The organism is Myxococcus dinghuensis (genome assembly GCF_024198235.1).
GTDB classification, from domain to species: Bacteria; Myxococcota; Myxococcia; order Myxococcales; family Myxococcaceae; genus Myxococcus; species Myxococcus dinghuensis.
Window position 1 is genome coordinate 82,203 of the sequence record NZ_JAKCFB010000009.1, and the last position, 19,283, is coordinate 101,485.

The window sequence follows — 19,283 nt, forward strand, 5'->3', positions numbered from 1 at the left end:
TCCAGCAGAGCGTGGTCGACACCACGCTGAATGCGCCCTGCCGTGAGTGCTGTGTGCCGTGTAATGGTTGGACCGCCTGCGGATGCGCGGTGGAGACCGAGTGTGGCTCGTGCTGTTGCTCCTGGGAAGGCTGCTGCTGAGGTGCCGTCGATGAATCGCATTCTCCTGTCCCTGATGCTGGTGTGCTGTGTGTGGGCCCGCCCCGCGTTCTCCGAGGAGCCCGCGCCAGCCTCCTCGGAGCCGCCTGCCGCGTGCTCGGGTGGCGGCAACGCTTCCACGAGCACCAAGAGCAAGGTGGGGTTCCGTGTCCTGTACGGAGACCTGGCGCCGCTGGTGCTGGGTGCCTCCGAGACGGCGCCGGTGAAGTGGCGCCGTCCGGAGTGGACCGCGCCGGTGTTCGCCGAGTTCAGCACGCAGCCTGACGGCTCGCTGCGAATCGCGGTGAGCATCGAAGCGGCGGGCGCGAAGAAGAAGGTGAAGGAGGCCACGCTCAAGGTCGGCGAGGCCATCGTGCTCGACCCGACCAAGGACGTGACGGCGGGATATTTTGGCGCCAACCCGTCCAGCCTGAAGATCGAGTTCACGGGGCCCCACAAGCCCAAATCCTGAGATGCCTGAGCCCAAGCCAGACACTTCATCGCATCCTGTCCGCATCGTCGGCGGCGCCGCCTTCTTCCTGGGCGGCGCCGTCGTGTTTGCCTTGATGACCGCGCTCGGCCACCCGACGAGCCCGGTCGACGAGGCCGGACGCGCCGTGGACACGCCCTCGCTGCCCCCTGCCTGTCCTCCGCTCACGACCCCTACCCGCGGCGAGGAGGAGGTGTGGCGGCAACGGGCGCTCGCGGCCGAGCAACGACTGGCCGCCGAACAGGCCGCCCGTCAGCGCTTGGAGCAGAGTCTGGGGGCGATGACGGAGCCCCCTCCACCACCTCCCGTGGCGAAGCGAAGGCGCTTCATCCGTGAGGAGACCGATCCGGAGATTCTCGAAGCCGCCAAGGAGCGGCTCTCCTTTCCCTCGGGCCTCGAGGAGAAGTTCACGCCCGAGGGCTTCCGGCGAATCGTCGAGGATTCCCTGCGGGAGTGTGACCTGGGCCTGTCACTGCGCGAGCTCGACTGTTCGGAGTTCCCTTGTGTGGCCTGGGCCTCCAGCGGCAACGCGCCACCGAAGAACCTCCACCTCCAGGGCTGTCCCGTCTGGGCGGAGCAATTCCAGGACGCCCTTTCGATGGTGACGAGCAAGGGGAACGCGGACGGAGGGACGGAGAATCTCCTGGTGTTCTGGGCGCTGCCCCCCGGTCAACGCGAGCGGCGGATCGCGGCGGTCCGACAGGATGACCGCGTCCAGTCCATGTACGACACATATGTGCCGTCCCCCTGAGTCACGACCGGAGGGCCGCGCCGGCGCGGCCTCCGTCCTGCTCGTGGGGCGCGCGCCCCGAGCGTGGGGCGCACACAGGGCTTCGCGAAGGCGGGGCAGACGACCGCGCGATGAGTCGCCACGCGGTCGAGGCCGAAGCCTCGTGCCGGACGAAGCACTCCCGTCGCCAGAGAGACGAGTTCCCACGTTCAATCGCGCGGGTTCACGGGGCCCAGCCAGCCCGTGACCCGGGATGCCTGAATCCAGGCCCTCCGCTTCGTGGCATCCTGTCGGCATGACGGACGGCGCCGTCGCACGCAGGGCCACGGCGAAGCCGCCTGATGGCCCGGGGGCGCTCGTCGAGGCCCCCCCCGACGTCACCCCGCGTGTCCTCCCCTCATGGCGCCCCCCGCCCCGAGAAGGGCAGGGCGCGCTCGTGGCTGCACAGGCGGTCCGTCAGCGCCTGGAGCAGAACCTCGGGGCGATGACGCATCCTCCGCCCCTGTCCCCCTGCGTCGCGGTCGACGGCGCGGCTCGACGTGTCACCTGATGTACGGGCGGATGGTGAAGGTCTGGCTGGGGGAGGCGGTGCAGTTCCCCGCCAGGTCGCACGCCCTCACGAACCAGGTGTGTTCGTCGAACTCCAGGAACTCCTCCAGGTAGAGCACTGAGTTCGCGTCGGGGACCTCGTACTGCCGGTCGTCGATGACCACCGTGTACTGGACGTAATGCTGGTCGTCGTAGGAGTGGATCCACTCGAAGATGTAGAGCGGGTTCTCCCACATGATTTCCCCTGGAGCCGGCGCCATGAGGAAGGGCGCTGTCGGCGCCTCCAGGTCCACGACGAAGGACGCCCAGCCGCTGCTCGTGCACTGCGCGCTGGCATCGCAGGCGGTGACCCGCCAGGAGCGGGCGCCCGCGGCGACGTCCGTCGTGGGCGTGTACCGCGTCACCGTGCCCGCGAGCGACACCGACGCGCCTCCGCTCCACTCGAGGACATACGCCGTGATTCCCACGTCGTCCTGGGCCGGGGCCCAGGAGAACTCGGGCCGAGCGGTCCCGACGTAGACGCCCCCCGTGGGCGACAGGGGCACCGGGGCGGTGGGCTGCGTCCCGACGGCCTCGAACGAGCGTGTCGGTGTCGTCCGGCAGCGGTCGAAGCGGTCACACGCGGTGATGCTCACGGTGTGGATGCCCGGTGACAGGTTGGCCGCGGGGACGTAGGAGGTGACGCCCCCTCCCAGGAGGATGGCGGCGCCGCCATCGACACGAAGCTGTTGGGACGTGACACCCGTGGCGTCCTGCGGGGCCTGCCAGGAGAACGTCGGCCGGGCCACGGTGAGGGTGCCCTCCTCGGGGGCCAGCACCGCGAACGGGAGCGGCGGCTGCGTATCCACCGTGAAGGTGCGGGCGCCGGTGGTCGAACAGTTGCCCGCGGGGTCGCAGCCCTGGACCGTCCAGGCGTGGAGGCCGTCCGTCAGGCCCGTGGCCGCCGTATAGGACGTCGAGGGGCCGGTCGAGACGGAGAGGCCCGCGTCGATGCTGATTCGATACGAGACGAAGTTCGTGTCCGTGGACGCGGACCACGTGAACGTCGGCTGCGCCGTGCCGATGGGGGCGGCATGCGCCGGGCTCGATTGCGCCGGGTAGGTGGGGGCGATGGAGTCCACGTAGAACGTCCGGCTGGAGGAGGAGGTGCAGTTCAGGTGCGTGTCGCACGCCACCGCGCGCCACGTGTGCATCCCCTCGCTCAGGACCGTGGGCCAGTTGTAGCCCGCGGCGCCGCCGATGTTGCCGGTGCTGACGCCATCCATGACGACCTGGTAGCTGGAGATGCCACTGGCGTCCGAGGCGTGTTCCCAGCGCAGCGCGGGACGCGTGTCGGCCACGTACTGATAGGACGCGGGCACGGTGAGCACGGGCGCGGTGGGAGGAACCCGGTCGAGCACGAAGGAGGGCTCGTGCGTGGAGTTGCGCCAGTTGCCATAGACGTCCACCGCGCGCACGTACCAGCGATGGGTGCCGTCGCTCACGTTCATGAGGCTCAGCGCGGTGCCACTGGTCCGGGCGTAGAAGACGCCGTCCAGGAACACGTCGTAGTTCACGTAGGCGTCCGGGGCCGCCTGCCACGCGAGGTAGGGCGTCGAGTTGAGGCGCGCGGTGTGCGCCGGGCTCACGACGTCGAAGACCGGAGGCGGGGTCTGCTCCCCGAAGGAGAGCGCGCAGTCGGCGGCGAGCTTCGCGTTGATGATGCCGGGGAAGCGCATCAGCCCGTTGAGCTGGGGCGCGGACGTGTAGCCGAAGCACGACTGGTAGACGTACGGCGTGGCCTGCGGCCTCAAGCTCTTGATGAGGCTGGCGACACCGCTGACGAGCGGGGTGGCCGCGGAGGTCCCGCTGAAGGCGGCGAACTGGTTGCCGGGGAGGAGGGAGACCAGGTCGCTGCCGCCGCCTGGAAAGGCATCACTGCCGAACGCCGCGGAGTCCACGGACACCGCGCCGAAGTTGGAGGCGTGGACGGTGCCATTGGCCTCCGTGAAGAAGTGGGAGCGGTTGAAGTTGTCGTCCGCCGCGGCCACCGTCCACAGGTTGTAGAGCGTCATGCCGGCGGGGGAGACCTGACAGGAGGCGTTTCCGCAGTCCAGGTTGAGGTTCTCGTTCCCCGCCGCCGCGATGAACTGGATGTCGCGCTCCCCCGCGCGACGGATGGCCGCGTAGAGCGGGTCGTTGTCGTTGTTCTGGAAGCTGCCCACCCGGCCCCCGGAATAGTTGATGATGTGCGCGCCGTTGCGGGTCGCGTAGTCGATGGCGTTGAGGGTCTGGTAGCCGCCGAAGCTCCGCTCGGGGTCCGACGCCAGGGAGACGTTCAAGGCCAAAAGCCGCGCGGCCCAGTTCACGCCCGACATGCCCCACCCGTTGCCAGCGCGCGCGCCGATGAGCCCCGCGACCGCCGTCCCATGCGTGCGCGCCGTTTCCGGGGGCAGGCAGCTCGTGTCGTTCCAGGTATTCGAGAACGAACACGCGCCGACGAACTCCGGCATGTCCGCGTGCCCCAGGTCGACTTGCGTGTCCACCACGGCGACCGTGGAGAAGTAGAACTGGCCCCGGCCGTGCGCCGCGAGCGTCACCTCCCAGGCTTCGTCGGCGTCGATGTCGTAGTCGTAGGGGCTGCCGGTGATGCTGGTGCGCTGACCGACGTTGTAGAGGTACCACTGGTTCAGTGGCCAGGGCGCGCTCGTCGACAGGTAGGGGTCGTTCCAGACGACGGCCGCGTCCTGCGGTTCGTCCGGGACGTAGACGATGTCCTCATGGACGTCCTGGAGCAGCCCGCGGACCGCCGTCGGCGCGAGCGTCTGGGGCAGTTCGAAGAAGTGCCAGCCATAGAAGAGCTCATGCCATGCGACGGCGCCCAGCGCGCGCTGGACACGCTCTCGCTGACCCTCGAGGTCGTCTTCCGGGAGGCGGATGAGCGCCATGCGTGAAGGGCGCTCACGCTGCGACACGCGCAGCTCCTTGCCTCGCTTCACGGGTTGCTGCACCTCGCCCTGGAACGGCTCGATCTTCGGATAGGCCCCCTCCAGCCCTGGCCCCGGAGCGGGCGCGGCCGAGGGCAGCACGGGCCCCAGTTCATGCGCCGGGACGGGCGGCAGGGCTCGAAGCCAATCCGTGCTGGTGGCGCCGGGGGCCGCCAGCAACTGGTCTGCCTTCAGTGACTGTGCCTGGGCGGGCGCCGCGAACAGCGTGACGAACGCCCCGGCCCAAAGCGCCGGGGCGAGTCTTCGACGGACATCGTGCATGGGTTCCCCTCGAGGAGTCGGCGGAGCTGGGGCTCCGCCGATGCTTTACGGAATCACGAGGAGAGCAGATTTCACGCGGGTGTGTCTGTGAAGCCCGGGGAGGAGCCTGACCCATCCCGCTCGACCCACCCTTGCTTCAGCCTGGCATCGCGCTCACCCGCGCTGGAGGTAGACGCCGGCGGACAGGCCCTGCTTGACCTTGCGACTCACCTCGTCGGCGAGCACCTCGTCCTGGCCCGCCTCGAGCGCGTCCAGGGTCACGCGCACGACCTCGGCGGGGTCCGACTTCGGCGAGGTGATCTTCTCCGCCATGTCGGTGTCCATGTAGCCGACGTGCAGGGCCACCACCTGCGTCTGCTGGGCGCCCAGCTCCTTGCGCAGCCCGTTGGTCAGCGCCCAGGCCGCGGCCTTCGAGGCGCTGTAGCTGGACGAGCCCGGGAAGGCCACCCAACTGAGCACGGAGAGCACGTTGATGATGGCGCCACCCCCGTTCCTCGCCAGCACGGGCGCGAAGGCGCCGCTGGTCGCCAGGGGCCCCAGGTAGTTCGTCTCCAGCTCGGCGCGCGCGGCGGACACCGCGTCCGCGCCCAGGAGGCTCGCGCCCTTCAAGATGCCCGCGTTGTTGACGAGGAGCGACACGTCCCCCGCCTCGCGGACCAGCGCCTCCAACTGCTCGGGGCGGGTGACGTCCAGGCGCACCGGGACCACGCCGGGGAGCGTCACGCTCGAGGGCTCCCGAGCCGCCGCGTAGACCTTGCGAGCACCCCGCTCCAACAAGGCCTTCGCGAAGGCGAGCCCCAACCCGCGATTGGCACCGGTAACCAAAGCGACAGCATCCTTGACCTGCATGACTCGACTCCCGCGTGACGAGGCGGACGGAGAACGGCCCGGACAATCCCTGTGGCACGTCATGGCGGGTGGGTCGGGCCGCGAGCACCCATCCTCCATGATATGATGGGTATAATATGATGGGCCGTGGGTCGCAGGAGAAAGTGGTCCACGGGAGGAACCTGGCCGCCGTGCGCCGGCTGGGTCAGCCTGGCGAGAGGCCCTCGGCATCGGGCTTGGGGCGCCGCGCCACGACGGGTGGGGTTCCGCCGAGCCAGTCCCACTTCTCGCCATTCCAGAGCTGCTCGCGCCAGCCCAGCGTGCCGGCGGCTTCACGCGCCCTGTCTCCATGGGGGATGAGCGCCCAGCCCACCCGGGACTGCTTGCACTCTCCGCTCTTGAACTTCAGCAGCCGGCGCTGGCCACACGCCTCGTCGCGCTCCGCGTCCCAGAGGGGCTGGTTCTTCGTCCCTGCGCCCTGGTAGTCCACGCCGTGCCACTCACACCAGGCGAACACGTCCTTGAGGCGGACGAGCTTGCCGCTCCTCGAGAGTGAGAGCTCGGTGACGGCCGCCACGAGGAGATCAGCGGTGATGACGCGCATGGACAAAACCCCGGTGCAGGTCAGCAGGTCGGACCAACCTACAGCGGTGGGGGAGGCCGCGGTCCATGAGACCCCCATGCCTTTGTCATGGTTCTGTCATGGAGCGCGCGCGCCGGAGCCTCCAATCACTGGCATCGAAGGACGGGCATCCGTCCGCTACACGGGGTTCGGGAGCACTCCGGTACCATGACAGCCGTGTCCGGCTGTGACGTCGGATGCTACAGAATCATGGTTGCGGAAGCGTGTTTCGGACACCGATGACAGGTCTGTGGCGTGGAGCGCTACAGCGGTATGGGTTTTGACGAAAGTGATTCACGTTCAGGCTTGCTGACGGGCTATCCAATACATCAGATTGGCGACCTCTCCCGGAGGCAACATGCACATCGAATCGTCGTCTCGTCGTTTCAGCGCGTCTCGCGGCTGGTGGCTCGCGGCTGTGTCGGCCCTGATGCTCGTCGTCGCCGCGCCCGGTCGCGCGGAGGCCCAGTGTTCGAGCTGGCCCACCAACACGTCCGTGAGTCCGAGCGGGACCTTCTCCGACACCATCAACGTCTCGGGGCTCGCCGCCGGGACGTACTTCATCACCTCGTCGTTCTCGGGGAGCGCCGGCCTCATCAACCTCGCGTTCAGCGCCGTGCCTGGCTTCTCCTACAGCAATGGCCAGAAGGGCTTCACCGGCACGGGGAGCACGCTGTATCTGAGCTTCATCATGGCGGCCGGCGCGGTGCCGGGGAGCTCGTCGACGGTCTCCATGCAGGTGCTCAACACGCTGGGACAGGTCATCTGTAGCTCCAGCTTCGTGGTGACGGTGCCGGGGGATGCGTGCCCGCTCGACGCCACCTGGCTGGGGGCGCCCATCGATGCCACCTACGACGGCGCCAACTGCTTCGTCCACGCGCTCCCGCCGGGTGATGGCGCGCCCTTCATGTACAACAACAACTATTACGTGACGCGCGGCCCCAACAACGTGTGCGAGGCCGGCTACTTCGACGGCGCGAACTGCTTCCTCGGCTCGCCTCCGAGCGGGAAGTCCGGCTTCTTCTGGGGCTCGGCCTTCTACTACACGCCCTGACGGACCTGACGGGCCTGGGCATCCGTGGGCGCGTGCGCACGGGTGTCCAGGCTGGCAGTCCCGGGCGGCCGGCGTGAGCCGTGCCCTACGGCGCGCGGCTGCGCCGCTGGAGCGGTGAGGGGAGCCGCGGTGTGGAATCGACCACGTCGACGCGGACGTTGGCGGCCTGGACGGACGTGGCCCCGTTCGAGTCCCTCACCCGGAGCGACACGACGAACGTTCCGTTCGTGGTGTAGACGTGGCTCGTGGTGGGGGAGGACGTCTGCGTGAGGAGCGTCCCGTCTCCGAAATCCCACAGGTACGTCAGCGTGTCTCCGTCCGGGTCGCTGCTGGCGGCGCCGTTGAAGGCGACGGTCAGCGGTGCCTCGCCCTGGGTGGGCGCCGCGGAGAGCGAGGCCGCGGGCATGTGGTTGTGGTCGCCGGTGAAGGTGATGCGGCGGACCTCTCCGCCCCCCGCGTAGGTCGTGTAGTAGAGCGCCTGTTCCGTGCCGGCGGGCCCGAAGCGCAGCGTCACGGCGGAGTTTGCGCCCAGGTCGGTGGCGAACGCCGCCACCGTCACGGAGTTTCCCGGGCCCCGCGTGAGCTTGAACAGCCTGCCGCAGACGTAGTCGCTGAAGAAATACGCGTTGTCGTCCGACGCATCCCACGCCCCGACAGGGGCGAAGGCGCCCCCGGTGATGGATTCACACCCCTGGAAGGGGGAGCTCGCGGGGTTGGTGCCGTGCTTGTAGTCGAAGAGGGGGTTGGTCATCCCGGCGGGAGGCGCGCCACAGTCGGTGGTGGAGCCGGTGGCGCAGTGTCCCTCGCGCGTGTTCCAGCCGTAGTCCGCGCCCAGGGCGCCCTCGTCGATCTCCTCCCACGTGTCCTGGCCCACGTCGTTGATGAGGAAGCTGCTGGTGCCGGGCTTCATGGCGATGCGGAACGGGTTGCGCAGGCCGGTGGCGAAGATCTCCTGACAGGGCCCCGTCCCTGGAGGCACGCCCGCCGGGTTGGCGCAGCGGCGGCTGCCCGAGGTCGCCGCGAAGGGGTTGTCCGACGGGATGCCGCCATTCTTGCGGACGCGGAGGATCTTCCCGAGCGGCACGTCCAGTCGGCGCGCGGTGGTGTTCTGGCTCGCGCACCGGCTCGGGTCCCCGAGCTGGCAGCCGCCGTCACCCACGCTGATGTAGAGGTACCCGTTCGAGCCGAACTGGAGGTCGCCGCCGTTGTGGTTGCTGGCGGTGGAGGGGAGGTTGTCCAGGAGGATCAGCTCGCTGGCCGGGTCCACCGTGTTGTCGTCGGCCAGCAGGAAGCGCGAGACGCGGTTGACGGGCACGGTGGGGGTGTTCGACACGCACGTGTTGAACTTGTTGAACGTGTAATAGAGGAAGACGTGGTGGGTGACGGCGAAGGCCGGGTCCACCGCGATGCCCAGGAGCCCGCGCTCCCCGTTGGCGCACAGCTTGGACGCGAGGTTCAGCGCGGGCGTCGGGAGGAGAACGCCTCCGGCGACGACGCGGAGATGGCCCGGCTGGGTGGTGATGAGCACCCGCCCATCCGGCGTGAAGCCGAGCGACGTGGGGCTCGCGACGCGCGCCACCGACACGTCGGAATAGTCCGGCGGCAAGGAGATGGCGGCGCTCGCGACCTCGGGCCCCTCGGGGGCCACGGCCTCGTCCGTGGACGAAGAGACGCAGGCCGTGTTCAGCAAGGCCAGGGGGACGAGCCGCGTGATGAGACGGGACCAGGACGCCAAGAGGAGCTCCAGGGAGGGGAGTGAGGTGCCCTGGCTTTGGCGATGCGACGGGTTTTTCGCGAGGCCCGTCTCGTGACGTGTGCGCGGGTGGACGGCGCGAGCCCAGGGGATGGGCCCGGCTGTCCGCTGGTGCCCAGAGAGGACGGCCTTTCGACGCGCGGAGTGTCGTGCGCGCGAATGCGCGCCGGAGGGCTCCGACCCGGGGGCGGAGCAGGGCCTCCGGGGCTCACGCTCCGCCGCGGAGGCGGACTCCCAACCGCTTCATCATCGTGCGCACCGTGCCGCCAGGGTCCTTCGCGGTGCCGCGACCGACCTGTCCCAGCAGTCGTGCGGCCTCCGCTGCGTTGCCGCTGGCGCGCCGGAGCGCGGCCTCGAGCGCCATGCGCTCGAACCGTTCGAGCTCGGCGCGCAGGTTCATCGTCCCGGAGGCCACCCGGCGCTCCATCTCCCGCTCGGATACCAATGCGGAGGGGCTCGCCCGCTCCCGCTGCCAGAGTCGTCGCGGCAGGTCCGAGACGAGCAGCTCGTCCCCGGCGCGTTTGGCCACCAGGGCTCCGTAGATGACGTTCCTCAGCTCGCGCACATTGCCGGGCCAGGGATAGGCGCGCAGCACGTCGAGCGCCTCGGGGGTCGCGCTGCTCACGCGCGGACTGTCCGGCGCCGGCTCCTCGACCGCGTAGAAGCGCTCCAGCCAGTGCTGCACGAGCGGCGCCATGTCCTCCTGTCGCTCGCGCAGCGGGGGCAGGTGGATCTGCACCGTGGCGAGGCGCTCGTAGAGGTCCTCGCCGAACAGCCCCCGCTCGATGAGCTGCTTCAAGTCCCGATTCGTCGCCGCGAGGATGCGGAAGTCCACCTTGCGCCACGCGTTCTCGCCCAGCCGCGAGATGACGCGGTCCTCCAGCACACGCAGCAGCTTGGACTGGAGCGCGTGGGGGGTGTCGTCGATTTCGTCCAACAACACCGTGCCGCCCTCGGCCGCGGACACCAGGCCGTCGTAGCCATGCACGGCTCCGGAGAAGGCCCCCTTCGCATAGCCGAAGAGTTCCCCCTCCATGAGTTCGTTGGGGATGGCCGCGCAGTTGATGGGGACGAAGGTGCGGGCGCGCCGTTCCGACCACTCGTGGATGAGCCGCGCGGCGACCTCCTTGCCCGTCCCCGTCTCGCCGGTGAGCAGCACGGGCATCGACGTGCGCGCCGCCTGTGCGAGTTGGGCGATGAGCGCCTTGGCCGCCGCGCTGTGCGCGATGAGCGTGCCGGGCACCTGGGGCGCGGGAGTCTCGACGAGGCTCTCCTCCAGCCTGCGCACCAGCCGTGCCTGCCAGCCCTGGGCGCCCTTCCAGAACACGTCCGTGGCCCCCTGCTCCACCGCGAGCCGGAGCGCGTCGACGGGCACGGGTCGCTCGCACAGCCACAGCCACCGCTCCGCCTTCGGTGGGCTCGCCAGCCGGGGCTGTGCGGAGCACACCACCGTCACCCGAGGTTCCCCACCGCCGAGCCTCCACCCCGCGTCATTCAAATACTGGAGGAGGGTGGCCTCCGGAGCGGGGCCTTTCCACTGCAGCGTTCGCATGGGCACGATTCGAACACGGACAGGGCCTGATTTGAATCCGGGTCTCCCGGAGTGACTCCAACAGTTCCGGACACTTGGCCCTGGCAGGGGGCATGCAGTCAGGGGGGCACACCCGCATTTCCGCGGGCCGCAGGAGAAGGGCCTCATGGAATTCAACGTGGTTCTGGCCGGGGTCGCGGTGTTGTTGGGGGTCGGAGTGGTGCTCGTGCTCAGCGGTTTGCAGGTCATCGGCGAGAACGAGTCGGGGTTGGTCATCAAGAAGTTCGGCGCGTCGCTGCCGTCCGGTCAGTTGGTCGCGCTGGCGGGCGAGGCGGGCTACCAGGCGGAGCTGCTCCCGCCGGGGTGGCACTTCGGCTACCCGTTCTGGCGCTTCAAGGTGCTCCACGTCCCGGTGGTGGGGGTGCGGCAGGGGCACATCGCGCTCGTCGTGGCCAATGGTGGCGCGGCCATCCCTCCCGGGAACATCCTCGGCCGCGAGGTGGACTGCGACGACTTCCAGGACGCCCGGGCGTTCCTCGTCGGTGGAGGGCAGAAGGGACGCCAGCTCGCGTTCCTCACCGCGGGCACGTATCGCATCAACCCCGCGCTGTTCACCGTCATCACGCCGGAGAACGCCGAGGCGTTCGACATGAGCGCGGAGGACCTGGAGGTCTTCGACCTGGGGCCCGACAAGGTGGGCATCGTGACGACGTTGGACGGCCGGCCGATTCCGCCCGGGGACCTGGCGGGGGCGCCGGTGGAGGGGCATGACTCGTTCCAGAGCGCCCAGCGCTTCCTCGACGAGGGCGGCTGCCGCGGCCTGCAGGAGCAGGTGTTGCTGTCGGGCTCGTGGAACCTGAACCCGTGGTTCGTTCGCGTGGAGCAGTCGCCGATGACGGAGGTGCCGATCGGCTATGTCGGAGTGGTGGTCAGCTACGTGGGGCGCGAGCACCTGGATGTGTCGGGTGACGAGTTCACCCACGGCGACCTGGTGGAGCGTGGGCGCAAGGGCGTGTGGATCGAACCGTTGCTGCCGGGCAAGCACCCGCTCAACACGCGGGTGATGAAGGTGGAGCTGGTGCCCACGACGAACATCGTCCTCAACTGGGCGCAGCGGACCGAACAGCACAAGTACGACGAGAAGCTCAGTCCCATCACGGTGCGCTCGCGGGACGGGTTCAGCTTCACGCTCGACGTGTCGCAGATCATCCACATCAGCATGAAGCAGGCGCCGCGCGTGATTTCGCGCGTGGGCTCCATGCAGAACCTGGTGGACCACGTGTTGCAACCCACGGTGGCGAACTACTTCCGCAACTCCGCGCAGCAGGTGTCGGTGCTGGAGTTCCTGTCGGCGCGCACGGACCGCCAGCGCGAGGCATACGAGGCCATCCGCGGGGCCCTGGGGGCGTATGACGTCGAGTGCATCGACACGCTCATCGGTGACATCCAGCCGCCGGCGGAGCTGATGAAGACGCAGACGGACCGGAAGATCGCCGAGGAGCTCCAGCGCACGTACGAGGTGCAGCGCGAGGCGCAGGTGCGGCGCCGCGAACTGGAGCGGGCGACGTCGGTGGCGAACATGCAAGGGGAGGTGGTGCGCAGCGAGCAGATGGTGGCCATCAGCGAGAAGGGCGCGCTCGCGGTGGAGGAGACGGCGAAGGGTGAGGCGGCGCGGACGCGACTGCACGCGGAGGCGGAGTCGCATGGTCTGCGGCTGCGCGCGGAGGCGGAGGCCCACGGCCTGAGGATGCGGGCGGAGGCGGAGGCGGCGTCGAAGCGGCTGCACGGCGGGGCCGAGGCCGAGGCGACGCGCCTCGTGGGTGAGGCGCGGGCGGAGGCGTACCGCACGGGCGTGACGGCGCTCGGTGCCCAGGCCTTCACGGCCGTGCAACTGGCCACGGTGCTGGCGCAGCACGGGGTCAAGCTCGTCCCGGAGATCGCGCTCGGCCAGGACGGGGCGGGAGGGCAGGGGCTGTTGGGGGCGCTGATGGCGCGAGTGCTCCAGGGCGGGGTGGTGCCGCAGCTGCCTCAACGCCCCGTGAAGCCGCAGCAAGGCAACGGCGTGGAGCACGGCCACAAGGAGGCCTGAGGGCGTCGAAGTGAGTCGGGGCGTGCATCCGGGTGGGTGCACGGCCCTCCGTTGGATGCGTCGGATTCGGGAGGTCTGGTGGACGGCGAGGCGAGGACCCTGCTCCTGCGAGCGCTCCGGGAAGTACCCCATGGCGCGGGGCCTGGGGGCCTGCGCGGCCTCGGCCTGCTCCTCGAGTCCGCCGTGGCTGGGGATGCGGTGGGAGACTCGCGCCTCGCGGAGGAGTTCGTCCGGATTCTCGGCCCGGTGATGGGCGAGGCGACGCCGGTGACGGTCGTCGACGCGGTGGCGTTCATGACCGGCGTGCGGGCGGACCTCCTCGTCGTCGCGCTGCCCAGGCTCCGCGGCGCGCTCGACGAGGTTCGCGGCTCGAAGAGGCTCCTGACGCGCGAAGCTGTCGCCGTGCTGTCGGAAGCCGAGGCGCTGCTCCAGGAGGCGCCGGCCACGAAGACCCGCGAGGTGCTGGAGGCCGCCCTCGCCGAGGCCCGGGGGGGGCTCGCGAGGGAGCTGTCGCGGCTTCATTCGCCCGTCCCCGTCATCGCGGCGGAGGCGCTCCCTCTCGCGCGCTGGATGTTCGGGGTGGGACCACCGCCGAGGGGCGCGGCGGTGCTGGAGCTGGCGCGCTGTCTGGATGACTTCTGTCAGCGGTCGCCGCTGAGCCCGACGGACCTGGAGGCGCTCCGGTCGCTCGCACGTCGGGCGGACGCTGAGCGCGACTGGCCCGGATGGACCCGGCTGTTGGAGCGGCTGCGCACGATTCGTCCCCGGTTGCTGCCCCGGAAGGCGCTGCCCCCACTCTATCGCTCCCTGGCGGGCGTCTCTGAATGGGGGAGCCAGGAACCCCGGTCCCTCGAGGCGTTGTTGCGATGACCCGGGGCTTCGAGCACCTGGCCCTCGGGCGGGAGCCTCGCCACTGTCACCGACTGTCGTCTGCTTGTGACATGGCGATCCCGTGGCGAAGACTGAGGATGGGCGCGTGTCACTCCCGTTGCTCGGTCTCCTCGTCGCGTCGCTGTCCACGACTCCTCCGGAGCCGCCGGCGGAGGCCGTCTCCTCCCAGGTGAACTACGAGGACGCGCTCGTGCGCTGGGGCCTCGACAGCCTGGGATTGACGCGGGCCGAGACGCCGGAGGGCAAGCGGCTCGAGGCGGTGTGGGTGGCCCGCGAGGACGTCGTCTCCGAGAGCGACCCCTATCCGAACTTCCTCAACCTGCTGCACGCACGCACACGCGAGGAGGTGGTCCGGCGCGAGGTGCTGCTCACGCCCGGACAGCCCTACCTGGCGGCCCTCGCCGACGAGACGGCCCGGAACCTGCGGCGCCTGGGCATCTTCTCTGCGGTGCGGGTGGTGCCCGTGCGGGGCTCCGGGCCCGACACGGTGTCGCTGCTCGTCATCACCAAGGACGTGTGGTCGCTGCGGCTCAACAACGACTTCTCCGCGGTCGGGGCGCTGTTGCAGTACCTGCGGCTCCAGGCCACCGAGGACAACTTCCTCGGGCTCGCGAAGAAGGTGGCGCTCGACTTCATCCTGAACCTGGACACCTTCTCCGTGGGGCAGAGCTACGCGGACAAGCAGGTGCTCGGCAGCCGCTGGACGCTCACGGAGTCCGCGGCGGTCATCTTCGGCCGCGAGAGCGGCAGGGCCGAGGGCTCCCGGGGCGGCCTCACCCTCAGCCGGCCGCTCTACTCCCTCTCCACGCCCTGGAGCGTCACCGCGCAGGTGGCGTGGAACGTGGAGACCTCGCGCACCTTCCAGGGCCCGGACGTGTGGCAGCTCCCGTACCCGGACGGGGCGCCCGTGCCCTACGTCTTCAACACGCGCGAGGTGACGGGCAGCGTGCTCTACGTGCGCTCGTGGGGGGACACCTCCAAGTGGGAGCTGGGCGGCGGCGCGGGGGCCTACAGCAAGGCCTACGCGCCCCCGGTGGCGGCGCCGCTCGACGCCGGACAGCGCGCCTGGTTCGAGCGCCACTACCTGCCGCGCTCGGAGGACGCGGGCTACGCGGTCACCACCCTGCGGGCGTGGCAGGCCCGGTACGAGGTGCTGCGCGACGTGGACACGTACTCGCTCTCCGAGGACTTCCAGGTCGGCCACTCGGTGTCGTTCACGCTGCGCTACGCGGCTCCCGTCTTTCCCTCCGCCGCGCACTTCGTGGAGGCGGGGGTGGGCGCGCGCTACCGCGTGCGCCTGGGGGACGCGCTCACCACCGTGGCCGCGGCCGGCTCGCTCCGGCGTCAGTTCGACGACCGGGACGGGTGGTCCAATCGCCGCTGGGCGGCGGAGGTCCACCAGGTCTCGCCGCGTGTGTTGGGCGGTCGCTTCGTCGCGCGGGGGCTCGTGGACGTGAACATCGACGACCTGGTGGAGCGGGTCGTCCTCCTCGGCGGTGGCAACGGATTGAGGGGCGCGAGGGTGGACGCCTACTCGGGACAGCGACTGCTCCTCTTCAACGTGGAGTACCGCACCGCGCCGCTCATCCTCCGCACGCTGCACGTGGGTGGGGTGCTCTTCTACGACGGCGGCAGCGTGTTCGAGCGCAGCCCCCGGCTCGTACACTCGGTGGGGCTGGGCGTGCGCCTGCTGCTCCCCCAATTCAACATCATCCCGTTCCGTCTCGACTTCGGCTACGTGCTCGACGACGACCGCCCCCCGGTGGGGAGCCGCTTCCTGGTGGGCGGTGGGCAGATCACCGACTTCCGGCCCGTGTTCCTGGAGACGCCGCTGCGCTGAGTCGGTGGGCCCGTCCGACAACACCGTCGCGTGGTTCGGCCCTCGGCGCACCGGGTGTCGTCGATTCCGTGACATGGGCAACTCCTTTGCGCCGGACCCGAAAGGCTTGTCTCATCGTCACTTCTCCCGCAGTGTGAGCAGGGCAATCCGGCCGTCCAGACATCTCGAGAGAGGCAGCGGCGATGAACATGCGCAAGTCGATGTGGGTTCTTGGCTGTGGAGTCCTGGTTTCGTGCGGCGCTCCGATGCAGGACGAGGCGGCGGCGGTGCTCGACACGCAGCGGGAGGGCCTCGCCCAGGTCTTCACCGACCAGGCGGCCTTCGCGACGGCCACCGGAGCCACCCTGGTTCCGTTCCCCGCGGACGCGCACTCCGCCTACCCCAATCACTCCTCGGGCACGGGGTCGGGCTGCGTCGCGACACCGCCGGGCATCGACCTGCCGTGGGGTGCCAGCGCGCCCACCATCAACGTCCTGGCGCCGCGCTCCAACGGCGTGCTCTGCTTCGTCGGGCCCCCCTGGAATCACGGCAACACGAACCCCGTGCCGGTGAAGACGACGATCCTCGCGAATGGCGAGGACGACTTCGAGATCGCCTTCCTGCGCCCCGTCTCCGCCGTGGGCCTGGAGCTGCTCACGAACAACCAGGGCCAGCACAAGGTGACCCTGACCTTCACGGACGCCACGCAGGAGGTCTTCGACGACGCGGTCCTGGACACGAACCCCAACGCCTTCGAGTTCGTGGGGTTCCAGTCCTCCAAGCGCATCCGGTCCATCTTCATCGACACGGTGGGCGGCGCCACGACGAACGAGGGCATCGCCGCCATCTGGACCACCCCTTGAGGCCTCGTCCGAGGTGACGCGAGGGGGCCCCCTCCCGTCACCTCGGGGGACGACACCTCAAGGTGTCCCTGGCAGTGACACGCGCTGGGGCTGGGTGAGGTATTCCGTCAGGCCGTTTCCGAGCTGCCCGAGCGGGTTGTTCCCCCACGCCCAGACGGTTCCATCTCCGGCCACGGCGAGCGAGTGGTCGGTCCCCGCCGCGACGACGCGAACGCTCGGGAGCGAGGCAATCGCCTCGGGGGACTTCCGGTCGGGGCCGGCTCCGAGCCCCAGCGCGCCGAAGCTGTTCCGCCCCCAGGCGCCCGGCGGGCTCCCCTCGCGTACGGCCAGCGAGTGGCGGCTCCCCGCCGCGACGGCCGTGACGCCGCCGAGCCCGGGCACCGGCCCGGGGATGGCCCTCGCTCCGGAGATGGACGCGTCGCCGAGCTGCCCAGCCAGGTTCCATCCCCAGGAGCGGACGGTGCCATCCACCAGGAGCGCCAGTGAGTGGTAGTCCCCGGCCGCCACGGCGACGGCGTTCGCCACGCCTTGCACCTGCACGGGCGTGGTGTGTTGGGTCTGGGTTCCATCCCCCAACTGACCGAAGGTGTTGTCGCCCCAGGCCCAGACGGTGCCGTCGCTCCGCACGGCCAACGAATGGCTGTGGTGGGTGGCGATGGCCGTGACACCCGTCAACCCCGGGACCTGCACGGGCCGATAGCGCGACTCGGTCGTTCCGTCGCCGAGCTGCCCGTAGAAGTTCGACCCCCAACCCCAGACGGTGCCACCGCCGCCCAAGGCCAGCGAATGGTCACTCCCCGCGGCCACGGCCGTGATGCCGGTCAATCCCTCCACCGGCAAGGGGACGACGCGGCGGTATTCGGCCCCGCCTCCTCCTCCGAGCGCTCCCCCGTGGCCGGTCCCCCAGGACAGGACGGTGCCATCGCCGCGCAAGGCCAGCGAATGCTCGGCGCCCGTGGCGACGGCGCGGACCTGCTCGAGTGAGGGGACCCGAACCGGCGAAGCGCTCCCGCCGAGCGCCGTGCCGATGCCCAGTTGGGCGGAAGCATTGTCGCCCCAGGCCCAGACCTGCCCCTCACCATCCACGGCCAGGGAGTGGCTCTTGCCCGCGGCCACGGCGGTGGCGCCCGTGGGCCCTGTCACCTGCACCGGCGTGCTGCGGCTCGCCTCCAGGGGAGTGCCCGCCTGTCCCCGGCGGTTGTCGCCCCAGGCCCACAGGCTCCCGTCCTCGAGTACCACCAAGGCATGGGCGCGCCCCGCGTCCATGGCGGTCACCCCCGCGACCCCGGGGACCCTCTTCGGCTGTCGCTTGAGGGTGGTCCCATCCCCCGCCTGACCCAGGGTGTTGAGGCCCCAGGCCCACACGCTGCCATCGCCCATCTGGACCATCGCGAAGGCGTTTCCCAGGCTGACGTCCACGGCACCGGCCACCCCTGGGAGCCGCGCGGGCTCGCGGCGCAACAGCACCACGTCGGCCCCCATGATGCCGCCCTCGTTGTATCCCCATGCCCAGAGCGTGCCGTCCATGAGGACCGCCAGCGAGAGGGTGCCTCCCGCGGAGACCGCGACCGCCTCCGTCAAACGGCTCACCGCGACGGGCGTGAGCCTGGGACTGCCTCCTGGGCTTCCGCCGTCACCGAGTTGGCCATCGCTGTCGTCTCCCCAGGCCCGAACCCCGCCGTCCGCCAGCACCGCGAGCGAATGACTGGCACCCGCGGAGATGTGGGTGACCCGCGTCAGCCCTGTCACCTGCACGGGTTGCGAGCGGGCCTCTTGCGTCCCATCGCCGAGCTGCCCCTGGGCGTTGTCTCCCCAGGCCCAGACCGTGCCATCCTTCCGCAGCGCCAGGGAGTGGCGAGCCCCGGAGGAGAGGGCGACGACGTCCGTCAGTCCCGACACCCGCGCTGGCCGGCTCCGCGTCGTCGTCGTTCCATCGCCGAGCTGCCCTTGTGTGTTGTATCCCCACGCGGAGACGGTGCCATCGAAGTGGAGCGCGAGCGTATGGTAGGCACCGGCTGAAACGGCCATCACATCCTTCAGCCCCAGCACCTCCACGAACCCGTCGGAGCGCGAGGTCGTGGGCTCCCCGAGGCGGCTGAAGAGACTGTCGCCCCAGGTCCAGACGGTGCCATTCTCGCGCGCGACGACGGAGTGCTCCTCCCCCGCGGAGATGGCCAGGGGCCCCTGACACGGCACGACGGCGATCCGGAAGGTCTTCTGGGTGGCGGGCGCCACGTCGTTGGTCAGGGTGACGGTCACCTCGGCCCGCGTCCCGGCGGGCAGGCAGTCCGGTCCCCGCCACGCGACGTCGCTGGTCGTCGCGCCGCTCTCGGCGGGCTCGAGGAGGCCCTCGCTGGCGTCCCAACTGAACGTGAGGGGCCGCCCGGCATCGTCCTTCGCCTCGACGTGGAGCTTCACCGTGTCGTAGGCCCGTGCGTTGAGTGCCGACTGGGTGCTCGCGATGACCTCGGGCGGTCGTGGAGCGGGCTTCGGGTCGGAGTCGGAACAACCGCTGCCCGTCGCCACCAGGGCCAGCAGCGCGAACTGGACCGCGTGAACCGACCACGAACGCCAGGAAGGAAGCTCACGGCTTCGATTCATATGTGTCTCTCGAAAAGGGTGGAGTGGAAGCGTGGGGGTTCTAATGCGTGGCGTCTGTGTTTGCATCTGTGCAGCCGG

13 protein-coding genes are annotated in these 19,283 nt (G+C 70.0%); 7 read left to right on the forward strand and 6 right to left on the reverse strand.

Annotated elements, in window-relative coordinates:
• Positions 1–150 precede the first annotated feature (150 nt).
• Together LZ198_RS15020 and LZ198_RS15025 are read left to right on the forward strand one after the other, a co-directional pair.
• A complete protein-coding gene (locus LZ198_RS15020; protein ID WP_253972644.1) occupies positions 151–609 on the forward strand; it encodes a hypothetical protein in 459 nt (152 codons plus the stop codon).
• A 1-nt stretch (position 610) separates the two neighbouring features.
• On the forward strand, positions 611–1,378 hold the full coding sequence (locus tag LZ198_RS15025; protein ID WP_253972645.1) for a hypothetical protein: 768 nt from the start codon (positions 611–613) through the stop codon (positions 1,376–1,378).
• 521 nt (positions 1,379–1,899) lie between these two features.
• Here LZ198_RS15025 and LZ198_RS15030 read toward each other — a convergent pair.
• The 3 genes from LZ198_RS15030 to LZ198_RS15040 all read right to left on the reverse strand — a co-directional run bounded on the left by LZ198_RS15030 (position 1,900) and on the right by LZ198_RS15040 (position 6,664).
• A complete protein-coding gene (locus LZ198_RS15030; RefSeq protein WP_253972646.1) occupies positions 1,900–5,154 on the reverse strand; it encodes a S8 family serine peptidase in 3,255 nt (1,084 codons plus the stop codon).
• Between the two features lie 153 nt (positions 5,155–5,307).
• Positions 5,308–6,003, reverse strand: coding sequence for an SDR family oxidoreductase (locus LZ198_RS15035; RefSeq protein ID WP_256559585.1), 696 nt, complete (start codon positions 6,001–6,003; stop codon positions 5,308–5,310).
• Positions 6,004–6,187: 184 nt separating this feature from the next.
• Positions 6,188–6,664, reverse strand: coding sequence for a hypothetical protein (locus LZ198_RS15040; protein WP_253972648.1), 477 nt, complete (start codon positions 6,662–6,664; stop codon positions 6,188–6,190).
• Positions 6,665–6,962: 298 nt separating this feature from the next.
• Between LZ198_RS15040 and LZ198_RS15045 the strand changes: the two genes are divergently transcribed.
• Entirely contained in the window at positions 6,963–7,658 is a 696-nt protein-coding gene (locus tag LZ198_RS15045; protein ID WP_253972649.1) for a hypothetical protein, read from the forward strand.
• A gap of 85 nt (positions 7,659–7,743) precedes the next feature.
• On the opposite strand, the gene LZ198_RS15050 is transcribed toward LZ198_RS15045, so the two are convergent.
• Both LZ198_RS15050 and LZ198_RS15055 read right to left on the reverse strand, forming a co-directional pair.
• Positions 7,744–9,393 (reverse strand): PQQ-dependent sugar dehydrogenase, encoded by a 1,650-nt coding sequence (locus LZ198_RS15050; RefSeq protein WP_253972650.1) that lies wholly within the window; start codon positions 9,391–9,393, stop codon positions 7,744–7,746.
• Positions 9,394–9,619: 226 nt separating this feature from the next.
• On the reverse strand, positions 9,620–10,963 hold the full coding sequence (locus tag LZ198_RS15055) for a sigma 54-interacting transcriptional regulator (RefSeq protein ID WP_253972651.1): 1,344 nt from the start codon (positions 10,961–10,963) through the stop codon (positions 9,620–9,622).
• 145 nt (positions 10,964–11,108) lie between these two features.
• On the opposite strand from LZ198_RS15055, the gene LZ198_RS42900 reads away from it, so the two are divergent.
• From LZ198_RS42900 to LZ198_RS15075, 4 genes are all read left to right on the forward strand, one after another.
• Positions 11,109–13,031 carry an SPFH domain-containing protein gene (locus LZ198_RS42900; RefSeq protein ID WP_256559586.1) on the forward strand — a complete coding sequence of 641 codons (1,923 nt, stop codon included), beginning with the start codon at positions 11,109–11,111 and terminating at the stop codon, positions 13,029–13,031.
• A 183-nt stretch (positions 13,032–13,214) separates the two neighbouring features.
• On the forward strand, positions 13,215–13,901 hold the full coding sequence (locus tag LZ198_RS15065; RefSeq protein ID WP_253972652.1) for a hypothetical protein: 687 nt from the start codon (positions 13,215–13,217) through the stop codon (positions 13,899–13,901).
• A gap of 106 nt (positions 13,902–14,007) precedes the next feature.
• Positions 14,008–15,762, forward strand: a complete 1,755-nt coding sequence (locus LZ198_RS15070) for a BamA/TamA family outer membrane protein (protein WP_253972653.1) — start codon at positions 14,008–14,010, stop codon at positions 15,760–15,762.
• Between the two features lie 182 nt (positions 15,763–15,944).
• Complete coding sequence (locus tag LZ198_RS15075) at positions 15,945–16,604, forward strand: hypothetical protein (RefSeq protein WP_253972654.1); 660 nt, start codon at positions 15,945–15,947, stop codon at positions 16,602–16,604.
• Positions 16,605–16,661: 57 nt separating this feature from the next.
• Here LZ198_RS15075 and LZ198_RS15080 read toward each other — a convergent pair whose 3' ends face one another.
• The gene (locus tag LZ198_RS15080) at positions 16,662–19,205 is read right to left on the reverse strand and encodes an RCC1 domain-containing protein (RefSeq protein ID WP_253972655.1); all 2,544 of its coding nucleotides are present in this window, start codon (positions 19,203–19,205) and stop codon (positions 16,662–16,664) included.
• Between the last annotated feature and the right edge of the window lie 78 nt (positions 19,206–19,283).

Excerpts from the sequence above, each read along its gene's own strand:
- LZ198_RS15020 (WP_253972644.1), top strand. The coding sequence starts at position 151 with ATGAATCGCATTCTCCTGTCCCTGATGCTGGTGTGCTGTGTGTGGGCC.
- LZ198_RS15025 (WP_253972645.1), top strand. The coding sequence starts at position 611 with ATGCCTGAGCCCAAGCCAGACACTTCATCGCATCCTGTCCGCATCGTC.
- LZ198_RS15030 (WP_253972646.1), bottom strand. The coding sequence starts at position 5,154 with ATGCACGATGTCCGTCGAAGACTCGCCCCGGCGCTTTGGGCCGGGGCG.
- LZ198_RS15035 (WP_256559585.1), bottom strand. The coding sequence starts at position 6,003 with ATGCAGGTCAAGGATGCTGTCGCTTTGGTTACCGGTGCCAATCGCGGG.
- LZ198_RS15040 (WP_253972648.1), bottom strand. The coding sequence starts at position 6,664 with ATGGGGGTCTCATGGACCGCGGCCTCCCCCACCGCTGTAGGTTGGTCC.
- LZ198_RS15045 (WP_253972649.1), top strand. The coding sequence starts at position 6,963 with ATGCACATCGAATCGTCGTCTCGTCGTTTCAGCGCGTCTCGCGGCTGG.
- LZ198_RS15055 (WP_253972651.1), bottom strand. The coding sequence starts at position 10,963 with ATGCGAACGCTGCAGTGGAAAGGCCCCGCTCCGGAGGCCACCCTCCTC.
- LZ198_RS42900 (WP_256559586.1), top strand. The coding sequence starts at position 11,109 with ATGGAATTCAACGTGGTTCTGGCCGGGGTCGCGGTGTTGTTGGGGGTC.
- LZ198_RS15075 (WP_253972654.1), top strand. The coding sequence starts at position 15,945 with ATGAACATGCGCAAGTCGATGTGGGTTCTTGGCTGTGGAGTCCTGGTT.
- LZ198_RS15080 (WP_253972655.1), bottom strand. The coding sequence starts at position 19,205 with ATGAATCGAAGCCGTGAGCTTCCTTCCTGGCGTTCGTGGTCGGTTCAC.